The sequence below is a fragment of the Priestia sp. JV24 genome (assembly GCF_025910025.1).
Classification (GTDB): Bacteria; Bacillota; Bacilli; order Bacillales; family Bacillaceae_H; genus Priestia; species Priestia megaterium.
Map to the genome: position 1 here is coordinate 134,934 of NZ_JAPCIN010000015.1, position 18,615 is coordinate 153,548.

At 37.4% G+C, this 18,615-nt stretch carries 25 protein-coding genes; 17 read left to right on the plus strand and 8 right to left on the minus strand.

The features are described from left to right. Positions 1-128: 128 nt before the first annotated feature. Positions 129-797: a GntR family transcriptional regulator gene (locus tag OK414_RS09975; RefSeq protein ID WP_263045562.1), complete on the minus strand. Its 669-nt coding sequence runs from the start codon at positions 795-797 to the stop codon at positions 129-131. A gap of 209 nt (positions 798-1,006) precedes the next feature. Here OK414_RS09975 and OK414_RS09980 point away from each other — a divergent pair, with 209 nt between their 5' ends. Together OK414_RS09980 and OK414_RS09985 are read left to right on the plus strand one after the other, a co-directional pair. Then, positions 1,007-2,062, plus strand: a complete 1,056-nt coding sequence (locus tag OK414_RS09980) for a tartrate dehydrogenase (protein ID WP_016763805.1) — start codon at positions 1,007-1,009, stop codon at positions 2,060-2,062. A 334-nt stretch (positions 2,063-2,396) separates the two neighbouring features. Continuing rightward, the gene (locus tag OK414_RS09985; protein ID WP_263045563.1) at positions 2,397-3,605 is read left to right on the plus strand and encodes an MFS transporter; all 1,209 of its coding nucleotides are present in this window, start codon (positions 2,397-2,399) and stop codon (positions 3,603-3,605) included. A gap of 124 nt (positions 3,606-3,729) precedes the next feature. Here OK414_RS09985 and OK414_RS09990 read toward each other — a convergent pair whose 3' ends face one another. Continuing rightward, entirely contained in the window at positions 3,730-4,053 is a 324-nt protein-coding gene (locus OK414_RS09990; protein ID WP_014460492.1) for a winged helix-turn-helix transcriptional regulator, read from the minus strand. A gap of 355 nt (positions 4,054-4,408) precedes the next feature. Between OK414_RS09990 and OK414_RS09995 the strand changes: the two genes are divergently transcribed. The 3 genes from OK414_RS09995 (at position 4,409) to OK414_RS10005 (ending at position 7,517) form a co-directional block, all read left to right on the plus strand. Beyond that, positions 4,409-5,158: a GTP cyclohydrolase II gene (locus OK414_RS09995; RefSeq protein ID WP_170943785.1), complete on the plus strand. Its 750-nt coding sequence runs from the start codon at positions 4,409-4,411 to the stop codon at positions 5,156-5,158. After that, positions 5,155-6,246 (plus strand): bifunctional diaminohydroxyphosphoribosylaminopyrimidine deaminase/5-amino-6-(5-phosphoribosylamino)uracil reductase RibD, encoded by a 1,092-nt coding sequence (gene ribD, locus OK414_RS10000; RefSeq protein WP_034652772.1) that lies wholly within the window; start codon positions 5,155-5,157, stop codon positions 6,244-6,246. The genes OK414_RS09995 and ribD overlap by 4 nt, the downstream gene beginning before the upstream one ends. Positions 6,247-6,641: 395 nt before the next feature. Continuing rightward, on the plus strand, positions 6,642-7,517 hold the full coding sequence (locus tag OK414_RS10005; protein ID WP_014460489.1) for a helix-turn-helix domain-containing protein: 876 nt from the start codon (positions 6,642-6,644) through the stop codon (positions 7,515-7,517). Positions 7,518-7,821: 304 nt separating this feature from the next. On the opposite strand, the gene OK414_RS10010 is transcribed toward OK414_RS10005, so the two are convergent. Beyond that, entirely contained in the window at positions 7,822-7,968 is a 147-nt protein-coding gene (locus OK414_RS10010; RefSeq protein WP_013056671.1) for a hypothetical protein, read from the minus strand. A gap of 12 nt (positions 7,969-7,980) precedes the next feature. Next, positions 7,981-8,205 (minus strand): DUF3892 domain-containing protein, encoded by a 225-nt coding sequence (locus OK414_RS10015; RefSeq protein ID WP_263045564.1) that lies wholly within the window; start codon positions 8,203-8,205, stop codon positions 7,981-7,983. 104 nt (positions 8,206-8,309) lie between these two features. Here OK414_RS10015 and OK414_RS10020 point away from each other — a divergent pair, with 104 nt between their 5' ends. The 4 genes from OK414_RS10020 (at position 8,310) to OK414_RS10035 (ending at position 10,609) form a co-directional block, all read left to right on the plus strand. Continuing rightward, positions 8,310-8,990 (plus strand): class I SAM-dependent methyltransferase, encoded by a 681-nt coding sequence (locus OK414_RS10020; RefSeq protein ID WP_016763810.1) that lies wholly within the window; start codon positions 8,310-8,312, stop codon positions 8,988-8,990. 65 nt (positions 8,991-9,055) lie between these two features. Continuing rightward, positions 9,056-9,184, plus strand: a complete 129-nt coding sequence (locus OK414_RS10025) for a YuzL family protein (RefSeq protein ID WP_013056674.1) — start codon at positions 9,056-9,058, stop codon at positions 9,182-9,184. 375 nt (positions 9,185-9,559) lie between these two features. Continuing rightward, on the plus strand, positions 9,560-9,829 hold the full coding sequence (locus tag OK414_RS10030) for a CD3324 family protein (protein ID WP_013082822.1): 270 nt from the start codon (positions 9,560-9,562) through the stop codon (positions 9,827-9,829). A 135-nt stretch (positions 9,830-9,964) separates the two neighbouring features. Continuing rightward, positions 9,965-10,609, plus strand: a complete 645-nt coding sequence (locus tag OK414_RS10035) for a FusB/FusC family EF-G-binding protein (RefSeq protein ID WP_263045565.1) — start codon at positions 9,965-9,967, stop codon at positions 10,607-10,609. Positions 10,610-10,685: 76 nt separating this feature from the next. Here the strand turns inward: OK414_RS10035 and OK414_RS10040 are convergent, their stop codons facing one another. After that, the gene (locus OK414_RS10040) at positions 10,686-11,528 is read right to left on the minus strand and encodes a sulfurtransferase (protein ID WP_026106555.1); all 843 of its coding nucleotides are present in this window, start codon (positions 11,526-11,528) and stop codon (positions 10,686-10,688) included. Between the two features lie 245 nt (positions 11,529-11,773). Between OK414_RS10040 and OK414_RS10045 the strand changes: the two genes are divergently transcribed. Together OK414_RS10045 and OK414_RS10050 are read left to right on the plus strand one after the other, a co-directional pair. Next, positions 11,774-12,523 (plus strand): Cof-type HAD-IIB family hydrolase, encoded by a 750-nt coding sequence (locus tag OK414_RS10045; protein ID WP_034652759.1) that lies wholly within the window; start codon positions 11,774-11,776, stop codon positions 12,521-12,523. A gap of 122 nt (positions 12,524-12,645) precedes the next feature. Continuing rightward, complete coding sequence (locus OK414_RS10050; RefSeq protein ID WP_263045566.1) at positions 12,646-13,341, plus strand: peptidoglycan-binding protein; 696 nt, start codon at positions 12,646-12,648, stop codon at positions 13,339-13,341. 121 nt (positions 13,342-13,462) lie between these two features. Here the strand turns inward: OK414_RS10050 and OK414_RS10055 are convergent, their stop codons facing one another. Continuing rightward, entirely contained in the window at positions 13,463-13,627 is a 165-nt protein-coding gene (locus OK414_RS10055; protein WP_013056680.1) for a hypothetical protein, read from the minus strand. Positions 13,628-14,091: 464 nt separating this feature from the next. Then, on the minus strand, positions 14,092-14,823 hold the full coding sequence (locus OK414_RS10060; RefSeq protein WP_263045567.1) for a polysaccharide deacetylase family protein: 732 nt from the start codon (positions 14,821-14,823) through the stop codon (positions 14,092-14,094). A 160-nt stretch (positions 14,824-14,983) separates the two neighbouring features. On the opposite strand from OK414_RS10060, the gene OK414_RS10065 reads away from it, so the two are divergent. From OK414_RS10065 to OK414_RS10085, 5 genes are all read left to right on the plus strand, one after another. Then, positions 14,984-15,394 carry a hypothetical protein gene (locus OK414_RS10065; RefSeq protein ID WP_016763817.1) on the plus strand — a complete coding sequence of 137 codons (411 nt, stop codon included), beginning with the start codon at positions 14,984-14,986 and terminating at the stop codon, positions 15,392-15,394. Positions 15,395-15,478: 84 nt separating this feature from the next. Further along, entirely contained in the window at positions 15,479-15,667 is a 189-nt protein-coding gene (locus tag OK414_RS10070; protein WP_014460480.1) for a hypothetical protein, read from the plus strand. A 600-nt stretch (positions 15,668-16,267) separates the two neighbouring features. Then, positions 16,268-16,510, plus strand: a complete 243-nt coding sequence (locus OK414_RS10075; protein WP_016763819.1) for a hypothetical protein — start codon at positions 16,268-16,270, stop codon at positions 16,508-16,510. A gap of 21 nt (positions 16,511-16,531) precedes the next feature. Next, positions 16,532-16,783, plus strand: coding sequence for a hypothetical protein (locus OK414_RS10080; RefSeq protein WP_034275938.1), 252 nt, complete (start codon positions 16,532-16,534; stop codon positions 16,781-16,783). A gap of 345 nt (positions 16,784-17,128) precedes the next feature. Next, complete coding sequence (locus OK414_RS10085; RefSeq protein WP_034652753.1) at positions 17,129-17,326, plus strand: hypothetical protein; 198 nt, start codon at positions 17,129-17,131, stop codon at positions 17,324-17,326. Between the two features lie 10 nt (positions 17,327-17,336). On the opposite strand, the gene OK414_RS10090 is transcribed toward OK414_RS10085, so the two are convergent. Further along, positions 17,337-17,582 carry a hypothetical protein gene (locus OK414_RS10090; protein ID WP_034652750.1) on the minus strand — a complete coding sequence of 82 codons (246 nt, stop codon included), beginning with the start codon at positions 17,580-17,582 and terminating at the stop codon, positions 17,337-17,339. Positions 17,583-17,685: 103 nt separating this feature from the next. On the opposite strand from OK414_RS10090, the gene OK414_RS10095 reads away from it, so the two are divergent. Further along, complete coding sequence (locus OK414_RS10095) at positions 17,686-18,405, plus strand: hypothetical protein (RefSeq protein WP_095379545.1); 720 nt, start codon at positions 17,686-17,688, stop codon at positions 18,403-18,405. The last annotated feature ends 210 nt before the right edge of the window (positions 18,406-18,615 follow it).

The window sequence follows — 18,615 nt, forward strand, 5'->3', positions numbered from 1 at the left end:
TTTTTCGTTGAAGAAAGATCCGAACGATAAATCGAGATTCTTGATGGAGGCTCTCGATTCATCGTTCGGATTCTTTTATTTATGTATCTCATTTGTTCGTCTTTGGATTGAATGAGTTTAGTTATGTCTCAATCGCTTTTGGTGTTTAATCGTTTTTGTAAATGAACAAGGTCATGATGTAAATGTTTTTGCATATGTTCAACAGCTTTTAAACTGCGTTTTTTCATAAAGGTGAACACTTGCTGATGCTCATCTAAAATCTCAGCAGCGCGTCCTTTACCTTTAAAATTAAGCACCCGACAAAAATAAATCAATACATTTACGCTATCGAGCTGTTTTTTTAGATGTTTATTATGACTGGATTGAAGAATCAGCTGATGAAAATGTTCATTTAGCTCAATAAGTCGAGAATCCTCCGCTCCTTGCTTTATTTCCTCAGCGGTTCTATCTAACAGCTGCTCAATGAAAAGAAGCTCTTCATCAGAAGCGCGAGTAATACACAGCTCAATGGCTAAAGACTCTAAAGCCGTACGAATTTGATAAATTTCTTCTATGTCTTCAGGAGACAGGGAATAAACAATAAAGCCTGTTTTTTGATCTGCAACTAAAAGGCCGTCTTTTTCTAATAAACGCATTGCTTCTCTTATCGGAGAGCGGCTAACCCCAAATGCTTTAGCTAGCTGGGTTTCATTGATTCGCTGGCCCGGTTTATATTCACCGTTCACAATCATTTGCTTAATTTTTTCATAAAATTGAAGATAGTATGGCAACGGCTTATGTAAATCAAAATTGTTCATTGATATACCTCGTTTATTTATAATCATTTATTTCCTAATTATAATACGCTTGTTAATAAGAGTCATAATAATTTTGAATTTTTGAAGAGAATGAGTATATTCAGAATTTTCTTGATGAAAGCGTTCTTTTTACGTATAATCAAATAGATAATACCAGTCGACGGTCGACCGATAGGTTTTTTACATAAAAAGACGCAGGGGGACTTTTGATGAAAACGTTAAAAATAGCGAACATACCAGGAGATGGAGTAGGAAAAGAAGTTGTGCCGGAGGCGGTTAGGGTCCTTCATACGATTGCAGATCTTCACGGGGGGTTAAAATTTGAATTTACAGAATTTCCTTGGAGCTGTGATTATTATTTAAAGTACGGACAGATGATGCCGGAAGATGGGCTAAAGCAGCTTCAACACTTTGACGGAATTTTTTTAGGAGCCGTAGGAAATTTAAATCTTGTGCCAGATCACGTGTCGCTATGGGGTCTGCTCATTAAGATTCGTCGAGAATTTCAGCAGGTAATTAATATTCGTCCAGCCAAGAGGTTAAAAGGCATTGCATCTCCACTAATGAACCCAAACGATTTTGATTTAATTGTTGTTCGTGAAAATAGTGAAGGAGAATACAGTGAAGTAGGAGGCCGGATTTATCAAGGAGAAGATCAAATTTCTATTCAAAATGCGGTTTTTTCTCGAAAAGGAACAGAACGAGCGATGCGCTACGCATTTGAATTAGCTTCTAAAAGAAAAGCAAAAGTTACAAGCGCAACTAAGTCAAATGGAATTGTTCATTCCATGCCGTTTTGGGACGAAGTGTTTCAAGATGTTGCCAAGAGTTATCCTCATATTGAAACAGACTCACAGCACATCGATGCGCTGGCGGCTTTTTTCGTTACAAATCCAAGTCGTTTTGATGTCATTGTGGCAAGCAATTTATTTGGAGATATTTTAACAGATATCGGAGCTGCTATTATGGGAAGTATTGGCGTTGCTCCTGCTGCAAACATTAATGTGAACGGAAAATATCCTTCGATGTTTGAACCGGTACACGGGTCTGCTCCTGATATTGTCGGAAAAGGAATTGCAAACCCAATCGGACAGATTTGGACGGCTAAAATGATGTTGGATCATTTTGGTGAACAAGAAGTAGGCAGTCATTTATTAGAGGTTATCGAGCAAGTGACAGAATCGGGCATCATTACACCAGATGTTGGAGGCAGCGCAACTACTAGTGAAGTAACGGATCAAATTATTTCTCATTTAAAGAAGTGAAGGTTCTAAAAGAGGCTAGGACAAAAGAATATTAGACGAAGTGAAAAACGAACCATTGATCAAAGTGTTTGATTCATGGTTTGTTTTTTTTGTGGTAAACGTAGGTCTCATGTGTGTAGGTCTTTCTAGCAGTTGGTTGGAGGGCAAGGCGAAGATTCCCGCGAAAAGCGAAGCCTTGGACGGAAATCAAAATCGATAAATACATGTTGACACTTACATATATGAACCCTATAATAGTTTGAGTTGAGATAATTCGTATACATATTATTTCTAGACTATGATTTAGTTTGTTTTAATAAATAGATACGAATAAACAAATAAAAGGAGGAAAATCATGCAGAAATCGAAATTATGGACAAAAGATTTTTTAGCGGTCTCATTGACCAGCTTTTTTGTTTTTGTCATTTTTTATATGTTAACTGTCACATTGCCGCTGTTTGCAACAGATGAACTTCATGCAAGTAAACAAAGCTTAGGGCTAATTGTGACAATCTTTTTAGTGTCCGGTATTGTGTTCAGACCGCTAGCCGGTAAGTGGATGACAACATTAGGACAAAAGAAAGTACTATTAATAGGTGTCTTTATCTTTTTAATTGGTTCTATTTTATATATGAATATTCACTCATTATCTGCGCTGCTGCTGCTGCGTGTGCTTCATGGTATTGGTTTTGGAATGAGCACAACTGCTACAGGAGCAATCGTTGCAAATGTAATCCCAGAACAGAGAAAAGGAGAAGGGATGGGGTACTATGCGACGTTTATGAACTTAGCGATGGTAGTAGGTCCGTTTGTAGGCTTAACGTTAACAAATACTTTGAGTCATACAGCGGTCTTTACCGTTGCGGTTGTATCTTCTGTTTTAGCAGTATTATGCAGTCTAGTACTTCGTGTACCTGATGTCCAAGCTTCTTCTGCAACAAATGAAATACAGCCAGCCAAAGGTCTTGCGGCGTTTTTTGAATACCGTTCGCTGCCTATTTCTGTTGCTGGCCTTGTGGTAGCTTTTTCATATGCAAGTGTTATTTCGTTTGTGTCTATTTATGCAAAAGAAATGGGCTTTACGCAAGCTTCAAGCTTTTTCTTTGTTGTATACGCGGTGTGCTTATTAGCTTCTAGACCTTTTACTGGAAAATGGTTTGATCAATACGGAGAAAACAGCGTGGTATATCCGTCCATTTTATCTTTAGCTATCGGTATTTTTTTACTTAGCCAAGCGACAACAAGCTGGGTGTTTTTATTAGCTGGAGCATTGATTGGATTAGGCTTTGGAACGATTACATCAAGTTTTCAATCCATTGCTGTAAAAAAAGCTTCTCCTCATCGCCGAGGTGTCGCCACCGCTACGTTTTTTGTGTTTTTTGACTCTGGAATGGGTTTAGGGTCCTTTTTATTAGGCATTTTATCTACAGCAGCCGGGTATAAAGGAATGTATGTCTTCTGTTCCATTGTTGCTCTTTTAGCTATAGCAGTATACCTTGTATTGCACGGCCGAAGAAGCCAGAAACAGCGCATTATTTCTCAAAATGAATCATTAGGAAAATAACATAAATAAAAAAAGGCGTGCTCAAGGGGAGCATGCCTTTTTTATTTATGGAGCTCTAAAGAAAACGAAAACGGCTGTGAGTATATCGATATAGAAGCCCTCCTGATTTCTTTAGAGATTTCTTTTATTCCACTTCTTCTTTTGTAATCCACTCACTGGACCATGTCTGAATTTCCTGAATTACCGGCGCTAGTGCTAATCCTTTGTCGGATAATGAATACTCGATTCGAACAGGAGTTTCCGGAATAACTGTACGAATGACGATTCCTTCATGCTCTAATTCTTTTAAGCGCTCGGATAAGAGTCTTCCGCTTACTGGAAGTGCTTCTTGCATTTGAGAAAACCGCTGTGAGCCGGAAAGTAGCTGAAAAATGATCAAACTCGTCCAACGTTTCGTTAGTATAGTAACAGCCTTTTCAAAACGTGGGCAGAGTGCTAAACCGTCCATGTTATTACCTCCATTCTCTTCCTATATTATAAAACAAAGTCAGTATTTTATCTAGTGTTGTGTAATTTAATTACTTAAAGATTATAAATTACTTTACGTATTTATATTTTGATTATATAATTTATATAATTATAAAAGTTAATTACTAAAAGTAACAAAAAGAGTATAAAAGCTTTACAAGATAAATGTATCGTCATATAATACTTTAAGCAAGTAAAGTCACTTACTTTTAGTAAGCTGATACATCAATTAAAAAAGATAAATGTAGTGAATTGCTAAAAAAATGGTTGTTCATGTGAGAGATTGAGCACAATGTGAAAATAGTAGATAAGTGAAAGACACATAAGAGGAGGAAATGACTGTGATTAACCAAAAAGTTGTTTCAATTTTAAAAGATAAAATTAACGTAGTAAAAAATGAAGACCATTTTATTTATATAGTAGGACCTATTACGCTTCCTGTGAATCTGGATGGCGAGACACAAGTATTTAGTTGGTATTCATGGTTGCGTTCTGATAATGTAAAAGAAGGATCTTTAAGTACGGAAGAGCTTATTGAAAAAATGCAAGGAGCTAATTTAGCTGACATGCAGCAATCTAGTGTTCTTGTGTACGGAGATTTTCAAGAATCGCATGAGGCACTCATTCGTATGCACAGTATCTGCCATACGGGAGATATATTCGGAAGCAAACGCTGCGACTGCGGTTTTCAATTAAAACAATCAATGAAAATGATCGTCGAAAATGGGAGCGGAGCGCTATTTTATTTAGCAAATCATGAGGGACGCGGCATTGGACTATTCAGCAAAGCAATGGCATACGTTCTTCAAGAAAACGGATTTGATACGGTAGAAGCGAATGAAGGGTTAGGATTTGAAGATGATACTCGCAGCTATAGTGATGCCATCAGCGTGTTAAAAGTGCTGCGCCAAAAACCGGTTACGCTGATTACCAATAATCCGAAAAAGCTAATCGCGCTTGAGAAAAATGGCGCACTTTTATCAGGGCGCGTTCCACTTTGGGGAGATGTATCGCAGTTTAATGAAAAGTATTTGGATACTAAAGTTAAACGTTCAGGACATTTAAAAGAGGAGGTTCTTCTTTGATCAATCACGAATTTTATATGAATATAGCTTTACAAAACGCAAAATCAACAAAAGGACAAACAGAGCCAAATCCGCTTGTAGGATCGGTCATTGTAAACGATAATCGAATCGTTGGAATTGGTACGCATTTAAAAGCTGGCGAACCGCACGCTGAAATTCACGCGCTGCGAATGGCTGGCGAACAAGCAAAAGGAGCGACTGCTTACGTAACGCTAGAGCCTTGTTCACACCACGGACGTACAGGTCCTTGTGCTGAAGCGCTAGTTGAAGCGGGTGTAAAAAAAGTGGTCATAGCAACTTTAGACCCCAATCCTTTAGTAGCAGGTAATGGGGTCGAAATTTTAGAAAACGCAGGCATTGAGGTTATAACAGGTGTATGTGAAGAAGAGTCACGTCAAATGAATGAGGTCTTCAATAAGTATATTGTAACGAAGAAGCCGTTTGTTTCATTAAAGTCAGCGATTACGTTAGACGGTAAAATAGCAACTGCTTCTTCTCACAGCAAGTGGATTACGTCTGAGGAAGCTCGTTTGGATGTACATCAGCTACGTCATGAAACAGCGGGTATCTTAGTAGGGGTGAATACGGTCATTAAGGACAACCCCGAGCTGACAACTCGCATTGAAGGCGGCCGCAGTCCAATTCGTATTGTGATGGATTCAAAGCTGCGCATGCCGCTTGAATCTAAGCTAGCAACGGATTCTTTAGCTCCAACGTGGATATTTACAAGTCAGGGCTATTCAAAAGAAAAAAAAGAACAACTCGAAAAGCAAGGCGTTGAAGTATTTGTTACAAGCGGTGAGGACAAAGTAAATCTTGAAGATATGCTTTCTATACTAGGTGAGAAATTTGTGTCGTCTCTTTTAATTGAAGGAGGGGGCGAAGTGAATGCCGCATTCTTGGAAAATCGTTTAATTGATAAATTGGTGCTGTATATGGCTCCAAAGCTTTCAGGAGGAAAAGAAGCTCCTACTTTCCTAGAAGGAAAAGGCGTAGAGAAAATGTGGGACGCAGTGGACGTGGAGCGTCTTTCTGTGACGTCAATCGGCAAAGACTTTAAATTTGTTGGATATCCTGTTTATAAATAAAAATGTGAATGAGAATGGAACAAAAATATGTTAGTTGAAGGAAGATCCGAACGATTTATCGTTCGGATTTTTTGCTGTTATGGTGAACATAGGTTTCATGTATGCAGGTGCTTTTAGCGGTGTAACAAGTGATCTATATTAGCTTATTCATCCTATTTGTTCATCTGTAGACTGGATTGATTTCGTTATGTCTCAATATTATTTTTTCACAGGATTTTTTAGAGAAGAGAAATAATACACTATTTTACTCTTATAGATTAATTTGCTATTATAGGGAATGGTCAATTTCGAAACATTGTATAAATTTTTAACGTGTTTACTGTTGACTATCTAAATAAAATCACTATATGTTTATAGAGAGAATATATTATGTGAAAGTAAGGGTGAGAAAAGAGATGAGAGAGTATAGAATTGGGAGTGTTATGAGAGACCTTCGCAAAATGGCAGGGTTGACACAACAAGAATTATCAAGAGACATTTGTACACAAGCGCAAATCAGCAAAATTGAAAACGGTGAAGAATATCCATCAAGCATTACCCTCTATAAAATTTCTAAGCGCCTTGGCGTAGATGTTAACTACTTTTTTGATAGTGTAGAATCACCTCGACTTGATTACGTAGATGCGGTTCAATCATTAATTCGTCAATATATTCGTCAGAGAGATTATGATGCTATTCATAATATCATTGTAAAAGAAAAAGAAAGTCCGCTGTTTCAAAATCCGCTGAACAAGCAATTTTTAATGTGGCACGAAGGTATTTGCGTGTATTACATTCATCATAATAAAGAAGATGCGCTGTCTAAAATGTACCAAGCGATCGAGCTTACTAAGCAATCGGCAACGTTTTATAAAGAAAGAGAAATTGAAATTTTAAATAGCATTGGAATTATTCTTTATGAAGAGAAAGAGTATGAACAGGCTCTAGATACATATCAAACAGCACTCAAAAGCTTAAATGAGCTGCCCCAAACAAAAGACGAAAATATAAAAATTAGAATTTTAAATGCACTTGCCAAAACGCTTGGAGATATGAGTAACTATGATGAATCATTAATATATAGCAACCGAGGAATCGATTTGTGCATTAGTAATGAATCAATGTATTTATTTGGAGAACTTCATTACCAAGCAGGAGAGAGTTTGATCAAATTAGGTAAAATTGAACAAGGTAAAGAATATATGGAAAAGTCTATGACCATTTTCACCCTGCAACGAAATGAGCGATTCGTCAAGCTAGTAGAAAAAGAACTTGAAGCTCTATTTGTTTAAAATATTCCTATCATTATAATTTTTGAGAAATTTCTATCAAAATGGAGAAAATCCATGGTTTTAAGGTGATAAATGCTGATAGAAAGGAATTCATCTACTTTTATCCTGTGATACACTAGAGTCAAATCAAAGAAAGAGGAGGAAATAATTATGAAAAAAGTATTAGTCGGTATGGCATTAGCGTTTACATTAGTAGCAGGTGTTGCTTCAGTTGGAACAAGCGTGGCAACAGGAGATTTTTCAACATTAGGTCTTCCTAGCCAACATTAATAAGAAAAAGCCGTGCTAAGAAGCACGGCTTTTTTTATTGTGTTTTACTTGACTGATCTTTGTTGCGTTTGTTTCCCTTTGAATTATCCCCGCTTGAAATTTCTTCACCCATTTCTACAAGGTGGTGCTGTGTTTTTGGATTACTTTGATTAGCGCTTCCTTTGTTATTCTTTTTAGTCATCTTCATTCTCCTTTAAAACGATGGCAATGCATCGAGATTATTTGTTTTGTCATGGTCAGGAATGCTGCGAATATACGTACCGCCGTCTTTCCCTACAAACGTACTCACATGCTCAACGTCCCCGGCTTCTACTTTCTTTAACGCTGCTTCATAGGCTAAAACGTCTCCTGAATCCGTTTGGAATTCTAAGAGGTCACCGTCTGCATTTTTACGTACTGCAACGAAACGTTCTTTCATACAAATAAACACCTTCCTTTACATCTATATGGTTGCTGAAATAGTCGTTTTTATTCATTGTAAAAAGTGATAAGGTAAAGAAAAGAGTGCAAAGGGGATAAAAAATGACAACATTTAATTGGCATGATCAAGCTCAAGACGAGTGGAACCAAAAAGTATCATTTTGGAATAGCCGAAGTGAAGAAATGTGGAAAAACGGAAGCCGGAAAACAGTGATTCCATTCATTCAAAAACATCTTAAAAAAGGCGCTTTGCTAGCAGACGTCGGCTGCGGTGATGGGTTTGGGACGTCTCTTCTAGCCGCTTCTGGATATAAAGCAATCGGTCTTGATTTATCAGAAGAAATGATTCAAAAAGCATCTCAACTGCATAAAAGTGAAAATTTGTCGTTCGCTCAAGCTGATATTATGAAGCTCCCGCTGTCTTCTGAATCAGTAGAAGGGGTTATGGTAATCAACGCCCTGGAATGGACGGAGCACCCGCGATTAGCTCTGAAGGAATTGCACCGAGTTGTAAAAACAGGAGGATATGCATGTGTAGGTATTCTTGGACCAACTGCTCAGCCTCGTACCAATAGTTTTCAAAGACTATATGGTGAAGACGTTATTTGCAATACGATGATGCCGTGGGAGTTTGAACAGCTTGCAAAAGAAAATGGATGGGAAGTAATCGATGGCGAAGGTGTATATAAGCGAAATGTTACAGATAAGCTGATTGGACAGCTCCCAAATGAATTAAAGCAAGCCTTAACGTTTCTATGGCTATTTATGCTCAAGAAACAATAAAAACAGCACACCTCTCCTTATATGTAGCTGTACAAAGGGTACACTACAAACTGGAGGTGAGTGACATGAGTAAAATTAAAAAAGACCGCTCAAAATCAGAGCTAGGTTCACCAAATGTAGAAGGACAAGGGACGACCACTTCTGAACAAGGTGTTCAAAGCAGTTCAGCTAACAAAAAGCAGAAGCGTTCATAACAAAAATAAAACGAATTTGCAGGGAGAACAACGAGCTCCCTGCAAGTTCGTTCTATTTATGGGGTCAGTTTTATAAATAAGAAGGTATTGTGTGCAAGATTATAGATAGCTTATAATAAAATCTGAGCCAATAATTGTAATTTTATACAAGCTTGGTTTACAGCCGATGTAAAGTGGAGGTGTAATAAATGGTAAATAAAAGATGTTTACCGGATACTGCAGCGTCTCATGCAAAGCCTGATATTAGAAAGGCGATACTTTGCATGGGGTGGACGGTTTAGTAATAGACATCGCCTAACCGCGCATATCTCATTTCTAATATATACGGCTTTGCCCCTTATTGTATAAGCAAAACCACATAAGGAGCTGGCAGAAATGACGTATGTAAAAGCAACAAATATTTTACCTGAAGAGCTGATTAGTGAAATTCAAAAATACATTCAAGGAGAAACCATTTATATTCCAAAGCCGCAGAAGGAAAAAAGAAAATGGGGAACTTGCTCTGGTGGAAGAAAGTTGATTGACGAGCGAAACGAACGGATTAAGAATTTGTTTGAAAAAGGAACTTCAATTGAGGAACTAGCCCGTGAATACTTTTTATCAACCGAAACCATCAAAAAAATTGTATATAAAAAGCAACGGTAGAAATCAAGCGCTGGCAACTGAATGCCCGCGCTTTTTTAGGTATAGTTTATTTCTGATTTATTTTTTACATTTCATAAAAAGAATTCGTACGGTAAAGTAAAAATTAGCTAATTAAATGAAGAAGGAGTGAAGAACGTGGAAGCGTTTATAAGAAATGATCAATATAATTTTATCAAAAGCCAAACGCAAATTCTTATCAATGGGCATGGAACAGTAAACAATTCTGATGTGCTGCAGGCTTTAAAAGCTCTTGCAAAAGAAAAAGTATTAAATGTGTTTGAGGTTCTTAGCGAGGAACAGAAAGAATTACTGCTGTCAGTTGCTGAAGTTAGAAATAAGGAGCAAGCAGAGGTGTTTTTAGAAACAATAAAGCCTTACGTGATTCCATTTAAATCTTTTACAGAAGCTGGCGTGAAAAAGCTGTTTCCAAAAGTGAAAAAGTTAAAAGTTCCTTCTGCTGATAGCATTGATCTAACGAGCATTTCCTATGTCAGCTGGATCGATAAAGGCTCAAACAGAAAGTTTATCGTAGCGCAGGAGCCGTATACCCAGAAGTTAAAAGGCATTCAAGGAACGTTTAAACCTATCAACCAGAAAGGAATATGCACGCTTTGCCACAGCTACGAGGAAGTCGGTATGTTCACTGCTGAAATCAAAGGAACTGTTCAAGGGACATTTACACAACGAGGAAATTATATTTGTCAAGATAGCGAAGCATGTAATCAAAATCTGCTTACCTTAGAGCGGCTTCATGACTTTATATTAAGGCTCAGTAAATAACATGCGGCTAATAAGAAGAATACAAAAAGAGAAGGTTCAGCCTCTATACTTTTGGTGAGACTGAGCCTTCTTTGTGCTATCTTGTTTTCTCAATGGGATTGTCACGATAGCTAATCCAATCGCTCCAGCTGCCGGCATATAATTTTACATTTGGAAAACCTGCTGATTTTAAAGCTAAAACGTTCGGGCAAGCAGATACACCCGATCCGCAGTATACAATGATTTCAGCATGAGAATCAATAGCTGAAAACATTTCCTTCCACTCTTTATCTGTTTTCCACAAACCTTCTGAAGTTAACACATCTTTCCAGAAAGAATGAATGGCGCCTGGGATATGTCCTGCCACAAAATCAATGGGTTCTTCTAAGCCGAGATATCTCCTTTTTTCACGAGAGTCGATCAGAATAACATTAGGGTTATGAAGATTCTCTTTTACGTATTCAACTCCTGCAAGTCCCCAATCTTGTTGAACGAAAGGTACAAACGTTTGAGGAGAAGCTTCTGGTACGTTCTTCGTTGTTTCATATCCCGATTGCTTCCAGTTATTAAAACCTCCATTTAAAATTTTTACGTCTTCAATTCCTATATATCGCAGTAGCCACCATGCTCTTGAAGCCATCATTCCGTTTTGTTCATCATAAACGACGACTTTTGAATCAGCATTAATTCCTAAGCTGCCGAGCTTTTGAGCTAGCTTTTGAACGTCAGGCAGCGGGTGTCTGCCTCCGAGAGAAGCAGCTGCAGAAGACAAATCTTTTTCTAAATCCAAATAATGAGCATCCGGGAGGTGCTCATTTTGATAAGCGCTTGCACCTGCCTCAGAATTCCCAAGGGTAAATCGGCAGTCAAGCAACACAATGGAGTGTTGGGGTTGCTGTAATGCAGTATGTAAGTCAACTGGTGAAATAATAGTATTCATAACATTCACATCCTTTTACCAAAATTCTAGTTGAAATAACTAAAAATGAAAAGCGTTATATGTAAATTACGGCAAAGCTATTTTGTTTTCCTTCAATTATTCCCCGTAGAATAATTAACCATTTTAACGCTTATCTGGTGCAGAGCGAAATGCTCCTGTGCTACAGTTATAATAAGAGTTACATAGTGTAAGTCAAACGCTCAGCGTAATGTTATACCTACTATTGATGAGAAGGAGAGAGAAAGATGCAAACAAATGAAAAGAAAGAATTTAAACTGATCGCACTAGATATGGATGGAACGCTGCTGAACAATCAGCAAGAAATTTCTAAAGAAAATCGTGAGGCCATTGCTAAAGCCCAAGAACAAGGTGTTCATGTGGTGCTCAGCACGGGGCGCTCCCTTTTAACATGCCGTGAATATGCGCAGTCTCTTCAGCTATCTTCTTACCTGATTACAGTGAACGGAAGTGAAATTTGGGATGAATCTGGAGAGCTTGTAGAACGAAAGTTAATTGATGCTTCTTCCATCGAGAAGATGTGGAATTTAACGCAAGAGCATAAGCTTAACTTTTGGGCGGTGACTACGGATAAAGTATGGAGAGACGAATTTCCAGAAGATATTGCCTCACAGGAATGGCTGAAGTTTGGCTACGATATTCCAGATGATGCTTTACGAGAAGAAGTGCTGAAACAAATAGCAGGCATTTCAGATTTTGAAATTAGCAACTCTAGTTTAACGAATCTAGAAATTAATGCACTTGGTATTAATAAAGCAAAAGGGATCATGACTGTATGTGAACGTTTGGGCATTACAATGGATGAAGTCATTGCTATGGGAGACAGCTTAAATGATATGGCTATGATTGAAGCGGCAGGGTGTGGAATCGCTATGGGAAATGCTCAGGAAGCTGTAAAAGAAGCAGCGGACTGGGTGACAGATACAAATGTCAATAACGGAGTAGCGAAGGCTATCAGCCACTGGGTGCTGAAATAACAGCAGCTCTCCATGTTGCACAACTCAACTGCTTCCCGCATAAACTGATACTGGATGCTTCCCTTAGAGTTCGTCTTATACGTCTATATAAGGAGAAGCCATCTAGTTAAGGAGTGGGGAGTATGAGTGATTTATCATTAGACAAGCTGTTACAAAAAGCAGAAAATAAGTTGCAAGATGTACATGAAATAGTGCAAGAAAAAGCGTACGAGCTCATTGGGCAATCATATAAAGAAAGCATATTTGTTAGTATCACTGAAGGATTTAGATCGATAGAGCATCAGCACAAACTATATTCACAAGGCCGAACAACACCAGGAAGTATTGTGACTAATGCCAAAGGCGGGTATTCTTATCATAACTATGGACTAGCTTTTGACATTGCGCTGCTTGATAACGACGGAAAAGTTGACTGGACCATTGATCGAAGATGGAACAAAGCGGGAGAGATAGGAAAAAGGATTGGGTTGGAATGGGGAGGAGATTGGACAAGCTTAAAAGATTACCCTCATTTTCAATATACATTCGGTTTATCTTTGTCGGAGCTTCGAAGTGGAAAAGGACCTAAAAAACAGGCGCCAAAGGCTTCAAGGATGTTAATTAAATACGGAGATCGAGGAAATCACGTACAGTTAATTCAGCGTATGCTTATTCACTTAGGTTATTCTCTTTTTGGAGGCGCAGACGGTATATTCGGGTCTTCTACTTTCAAAGCGGTAAAAGCTTTTCAACAAGCACTTTATCTGCAGGTAGATGGAATAGTTGGACCGAACACACTCGAAAAACTCTACAGTAATTTTAATAAAACTATGTTCTAAATAACCATAAAAAACGATAACGAGAAAGGAAGAAAGGAGATGGATGGAAATCGTCTCCTTTCTTCCTTTTCTGTAGTTATAGTAGAAAAACTGAAATTTATAAAGAAATAAAAAGGATTTTCTAAGCGTAAGAAACGTTCACGTGATCTAACTGGATAACATTGCTCAACAACACGATATCTTTATATATTTCACTTTTTACAGAGGCGTTTGAACAGTTTTGATAGTCTTTCAACAAGCGGCCAAGTTCTTTAATAAATAACAACGTCTCTTGTTCATTAATCATAGTCAAAACTCCTTGTTTAGAAATGAATCCAGGTCATTATATAGGAATTCTATCATATCTATACGCACCTGTTGACAAAAAAAGTTCGTCAATTTTTTTGTGAGAAGAAGAAATTTAGGGATATGTGGAATGCGTTCGACTCTCTCATTTTATCTATATGCAGCTTGTCTAAAAACATGAGAGTAGTTATAGTAATATTTACTCCTAATCATGCAACTTAAAACCTATTTTAGAGGTTATCCGTAAATTCCCTCTATTGTAGAGCGATGGAACAAAAAAAGAATGCCTCTTTTTGTATCTTTAGTACGATAACGTTTTGAAGAAATAAGGCATATTTTTGAGTATTAAGATGGATTTGAATTAGATCTTTTGACACGCTCTTTTTGTAGGAGAGGCATATTTACTTTCTATCAAGGGAAATCGTAAAGCTCCAAAGCGTTTCTAAATCAGAAACGCTTTGGAGCTTAATTTTTTGGATAAGGGATGTGCAAAAGTTCTGGGACGGTCACAAAATGATATCCTTCTTGCTTAAGTCTAGGAATGATGGTATCGAGCGACTTTGCGGTGTTAGAAAGGTCCATGGTCCAATGGCCGCCGTCGTGCATCAAAACAATTGTTCCGGCGTGCATGTTCTTAAATACATTATTGGTGATTTCTACTTCTGGAATTTGCTTCCAGTCTAATGAATCAGAAGACCAGTTAATCGCATAGACATTTTCATTTGGCAGCTCGTTGATCATTTCTTGCGTTAAATTTCCATATGGAGGACGAAACAGCTGTGTTTCAAAACCGGTAATGTTTTTAATAATAGCCTGAGTTTTGGCAATTTCCCAGTGAAACTTTTCAGTAGATTCCTTTAGTAAATTGGGGTGCCAATAGGTATGAATCCCAACAGCATGACCTTCAGCGACCATTCTTTTCACCAGCTCAGGGTGTTCGTGAGCTTTTGCCCCAATAAGAAAAAAGGTTGCTTTAATACCATGCTTTTTCAACTGATCCAATACATGTGGAGTGAAGCGTGGATCCGGTCCATCATCAAATGTTAGGGCGGTTTGCTTTAGTTGGTTATTACCTTGATAAAGCAAACGGTCACGCACAGCTACATTTTTTACTTGTTCCGCTTTACATAGTGCAGGAAGGGCTCCATTAAATAAAAAGCACAGTGTAAAAAGCAGTATGCTAATTCTTCGTATCATGTACATGCACGCTCCTTTCGAGGGCAAAGTATAACGTTATGATACCCGATTAAAAATTTTGTATGAAGCTGAATTTCCCTTTTGTGTCAAAGCGTATGATATGCATGAAACAGCGTACTATAATAAACAGTTACTATTAGGTGAAGAAAGGAAAAAGCAGATGAAAAAAATAATGATTGCCGTAGCATTGATTTTTTCGCTAAGTTTATCTCCCTTAGCTGAATATATTTCCTATCATGATGACTATAACGTAAGTGCAAGGTCGTACCGTTCGGGGAAGCGGTCCTTTAATAGACAGCCAAGCATTAGACAAAATGAGCCGAGGTCTAATTTTTCAAACCGCAGAAATGGAACTGTAAATCGAGGATTTACCCGTTCAAAACGAGGAGGATTCGCCCGTGGACTGCTTTATGGCGGCCTGGCAGGGATGTTATTTGGGGGTTTGCTTGGTCATATGGGTGCACTGGGCGGGATTTTTGGGTTGTTAATTAACATTTTAGCTATTGTGCTTATAATTAATTTAATTCTGCGTTTATTCCGCCCTTCTCGTCGCGACAATAATTGGAGATAGACCGTAATTGCTGTCATAAACTAACAAGAAAGCTCCATATAAATAAGAAAACGCTTTCTATAGTTAATCGAAAGGATGAAACGTATGTCAGCAAACAGACAGCGCAGCAAATACCTGGCGTTTTGCACAGAATGCGGTCTCCCAAACAGGTTAACATTGTTTCTTCTAAGACAGTACGTTGCGACAGACGAATATAGCGGATTTTATTGTGGAAATTGCGGAATTCGAAACGAATTTCCAGATTCGGTCATTGAATACATTAAAGAACTTTAAAAAAAGCTGGGACAAGAAAATCCGAACGCGTTTGATTCTCCATCAAGAATCAAACGCGTTCGGATTTTTTTATTGGTAGGGTGAACGTAGGCTGTATGTAGGTGCTTCTAGCTGTTGATTGGAGGGTAAGGTAAAGACTTCTGCGGGAAAAGCGGAAGAGGTGAGACCCTGAAGGAGCATAAGCGGCGAGGAGGCTCATCGCCCGCCCGCGGAAAGCGACGTCTTGCACCGAAATCAACAGGGGTGAAACAAGCGATCCATATTAGACCATTTATCTCGTTTGTTTATTTGTAGATCGATTTCGTTATGTCTTAATCTCTTTATTTATTTGATAAAACTATGTTCTAAATGCAAAATAAAAAGAAAAACATAGCTGTGCACAAAGATGACTAAATAAGTTTCTTTGTTAAGGATAATCAATAAATTCCTCCCTTCAGGCTTGCTGATTAGGAGCAGTGCAAAACGATCTATAAGAAGAATAGATATAATGAATAACTGTAAGACCTAGCTAACATTTTTGATTGCAGAAAATCGGTTGAACCATACTTTAGAAGGAAGCATATACTACATTAAAATTTTAGAAAACGGAGGAATTGACTAATGCCTGTTTCCGTCATTTTCAACCAAATAAATGTGGTAAGTATGGTTTCCAATTCAGTAATTGCTTCGGGTCAAAATAGCCAGCCAGATTGGAATTCCCAAGGTAAATTTAACTTAGGAAACGGATTCTCTGTAAATTCAGCTATATTGGGCAGTACAAATATCATTAATGATCAAGATGTTTGCGACACTCCAATTACTCAGCCGGAAAATATTAATCCTCAGCCAGTTTCTCAATTCTAGGGAAAAAGAAGATGAAAGAAGTTGAAAAAGTTGATTATAAAATTTACTAATCTTAATGTTACGTATATTTCTACTAATTCTGGTATTTTCACGGGGGAAAATACTCAATCAGATTGGCAAGTAAATTGGAAAAGTAATACGGGGTTTGGTGAAATAATCGGCTATAATAACTTTGCCTCTCAAATTGTAAATATCATTAACGATAATGACGTCGTTGATTCCTATTTTTCTGAAAATATAGATGTCAACAACGCCCCTGTTACACAAAGTTAAACCAGGAAAACCAGGTTCCGCGGATACTCGTTTAATCACTCTATTAATTATTCTGTCAGATCGGCGAAAATATATTAGTAAGAGATTTAAACCATCTTTTATACAGATGGTTTTTTGCTAGCTTATTTTAGGGTGTAATCGTAGCTATTAACATAGACTAAAAGGTAATGACAGGAATACTTTTATCGTAAACGGAGTAAGTATCATAGAAAAGACGTAAAAGCTCACATGATTAAAGAGACGTTCAATTTGAGGCAAACAGATAAGAATGTAAACATAAGATAATGTATTTTCAGTTTTATATTGAATCAGACGAAGCAAACTTCTATCTGTGAGGGGTTGTCTATGACTAATATTCACTATCAATCGATTAAAGTAAATAAAATCCAAAACAGTTCAGGCCTATTTTACGGCGTTAATATTCAATATAAATGGAATCATAAAAGTCAAATTTCTGACGGTTTCGGAAAAATAGTTGGTGATTCTAATAAAATTTTAAATAATACCACCGTGACGAAAATTTCTAAAAAGAATGATGACTAAAAGCGTAGAGTCAAGCTTCCTTTTCAGCCTGCTCAAAAGAATCATTTACATCATCTTCACCAAGAACAAGGTGTGTGTTATAGGATAGTTGGTTATCATCTCCGGAAATTGTGCCGAAACCTGAATTACTGCTGATGATCGTAGTTTCCCAATTTTGCTGAACATTTTTCCCTATAAAAACTCCTGCATTGTTTTTAACCGCATTTACGGTGAGATCATCAAAAACGATCTGAGGAGAACGAAGATGTATTTTCATAATTCCTCCCGATACATATGAGACATTAATAGAAGTCATCTAATACACTATTATATGTTGTAGATGGGCTAAAGGTGTTAAATCAAATAAGGGGTCAAACTCTATGGATGAAAAGGTGCTGAATATACTCCAAAACATTGAAAAAAGGCTTACAGATTTAGAAAAAAACATGAATGAACTTTCAAAAAAAACGGTTCATTCTTTTCATTTAGATATAGAGAACGTTCAAACACTAAACTTGGACGAACTGTCTTATTATTTAGAGCATATTGATGTAAAGGAACTTAGTGGAACGTTGAATATTGGCAATACTTTTCCTTCGCAAACGAATCAATATCAAGTGCCGGGAAAGAAAGGTAAAAAAACAACAAATGAATCTGATGTCAATCGAAAATCGGGTAGTCAGAATAATAAAGAAAAGGGTCCTTCTGAAATATCAGTTAAAATTAATGAAAGAAGTGTCCCTTATACACTAACCCATACGGAAGAAATGAGGGAGTCTGATCAAGCTCTAGAGTCAACTTTTAGCATAGGTGACATCCACATTGGCACAATTGAAGATGCTTCAGCTGTGAATTTTGGCAATAACTTTCCGACAAACTTCAGAAGTCATAAAAAAGTGAGTCAAGGATTTGGCAATATTTTAGGCAATCAAAATGACATTCATGACATCTTATCCTCTTTGGAAGAAAAAGATATATCAGAAGTGTACAATGAAAATCAAGACGGTAAGCCGCCTGAGTGGCTGGACACAATGATAGAAGAACAAAAGAAGGAAATGGTGGATAAAACAAAATTAAATAAAGATGAAAAGGGGGAATGAGCAATAGTATGTGAATGTTGGATCTCAAAAGCAGTGTTGTTGATGCTGAATTTCCGAAAGAAAGCTTTAATTGCGGAATAAAGAAGAATTAGTAATAGAAAACCTGCTTCTCTAAACGAGCAGCAGGTTTTCTATTTTATTTCTCATTTGCTGCAGTTTTAACATAAAAAAGAGCATGCGTAATTTAATTGAACACTGGGACAGATCGGT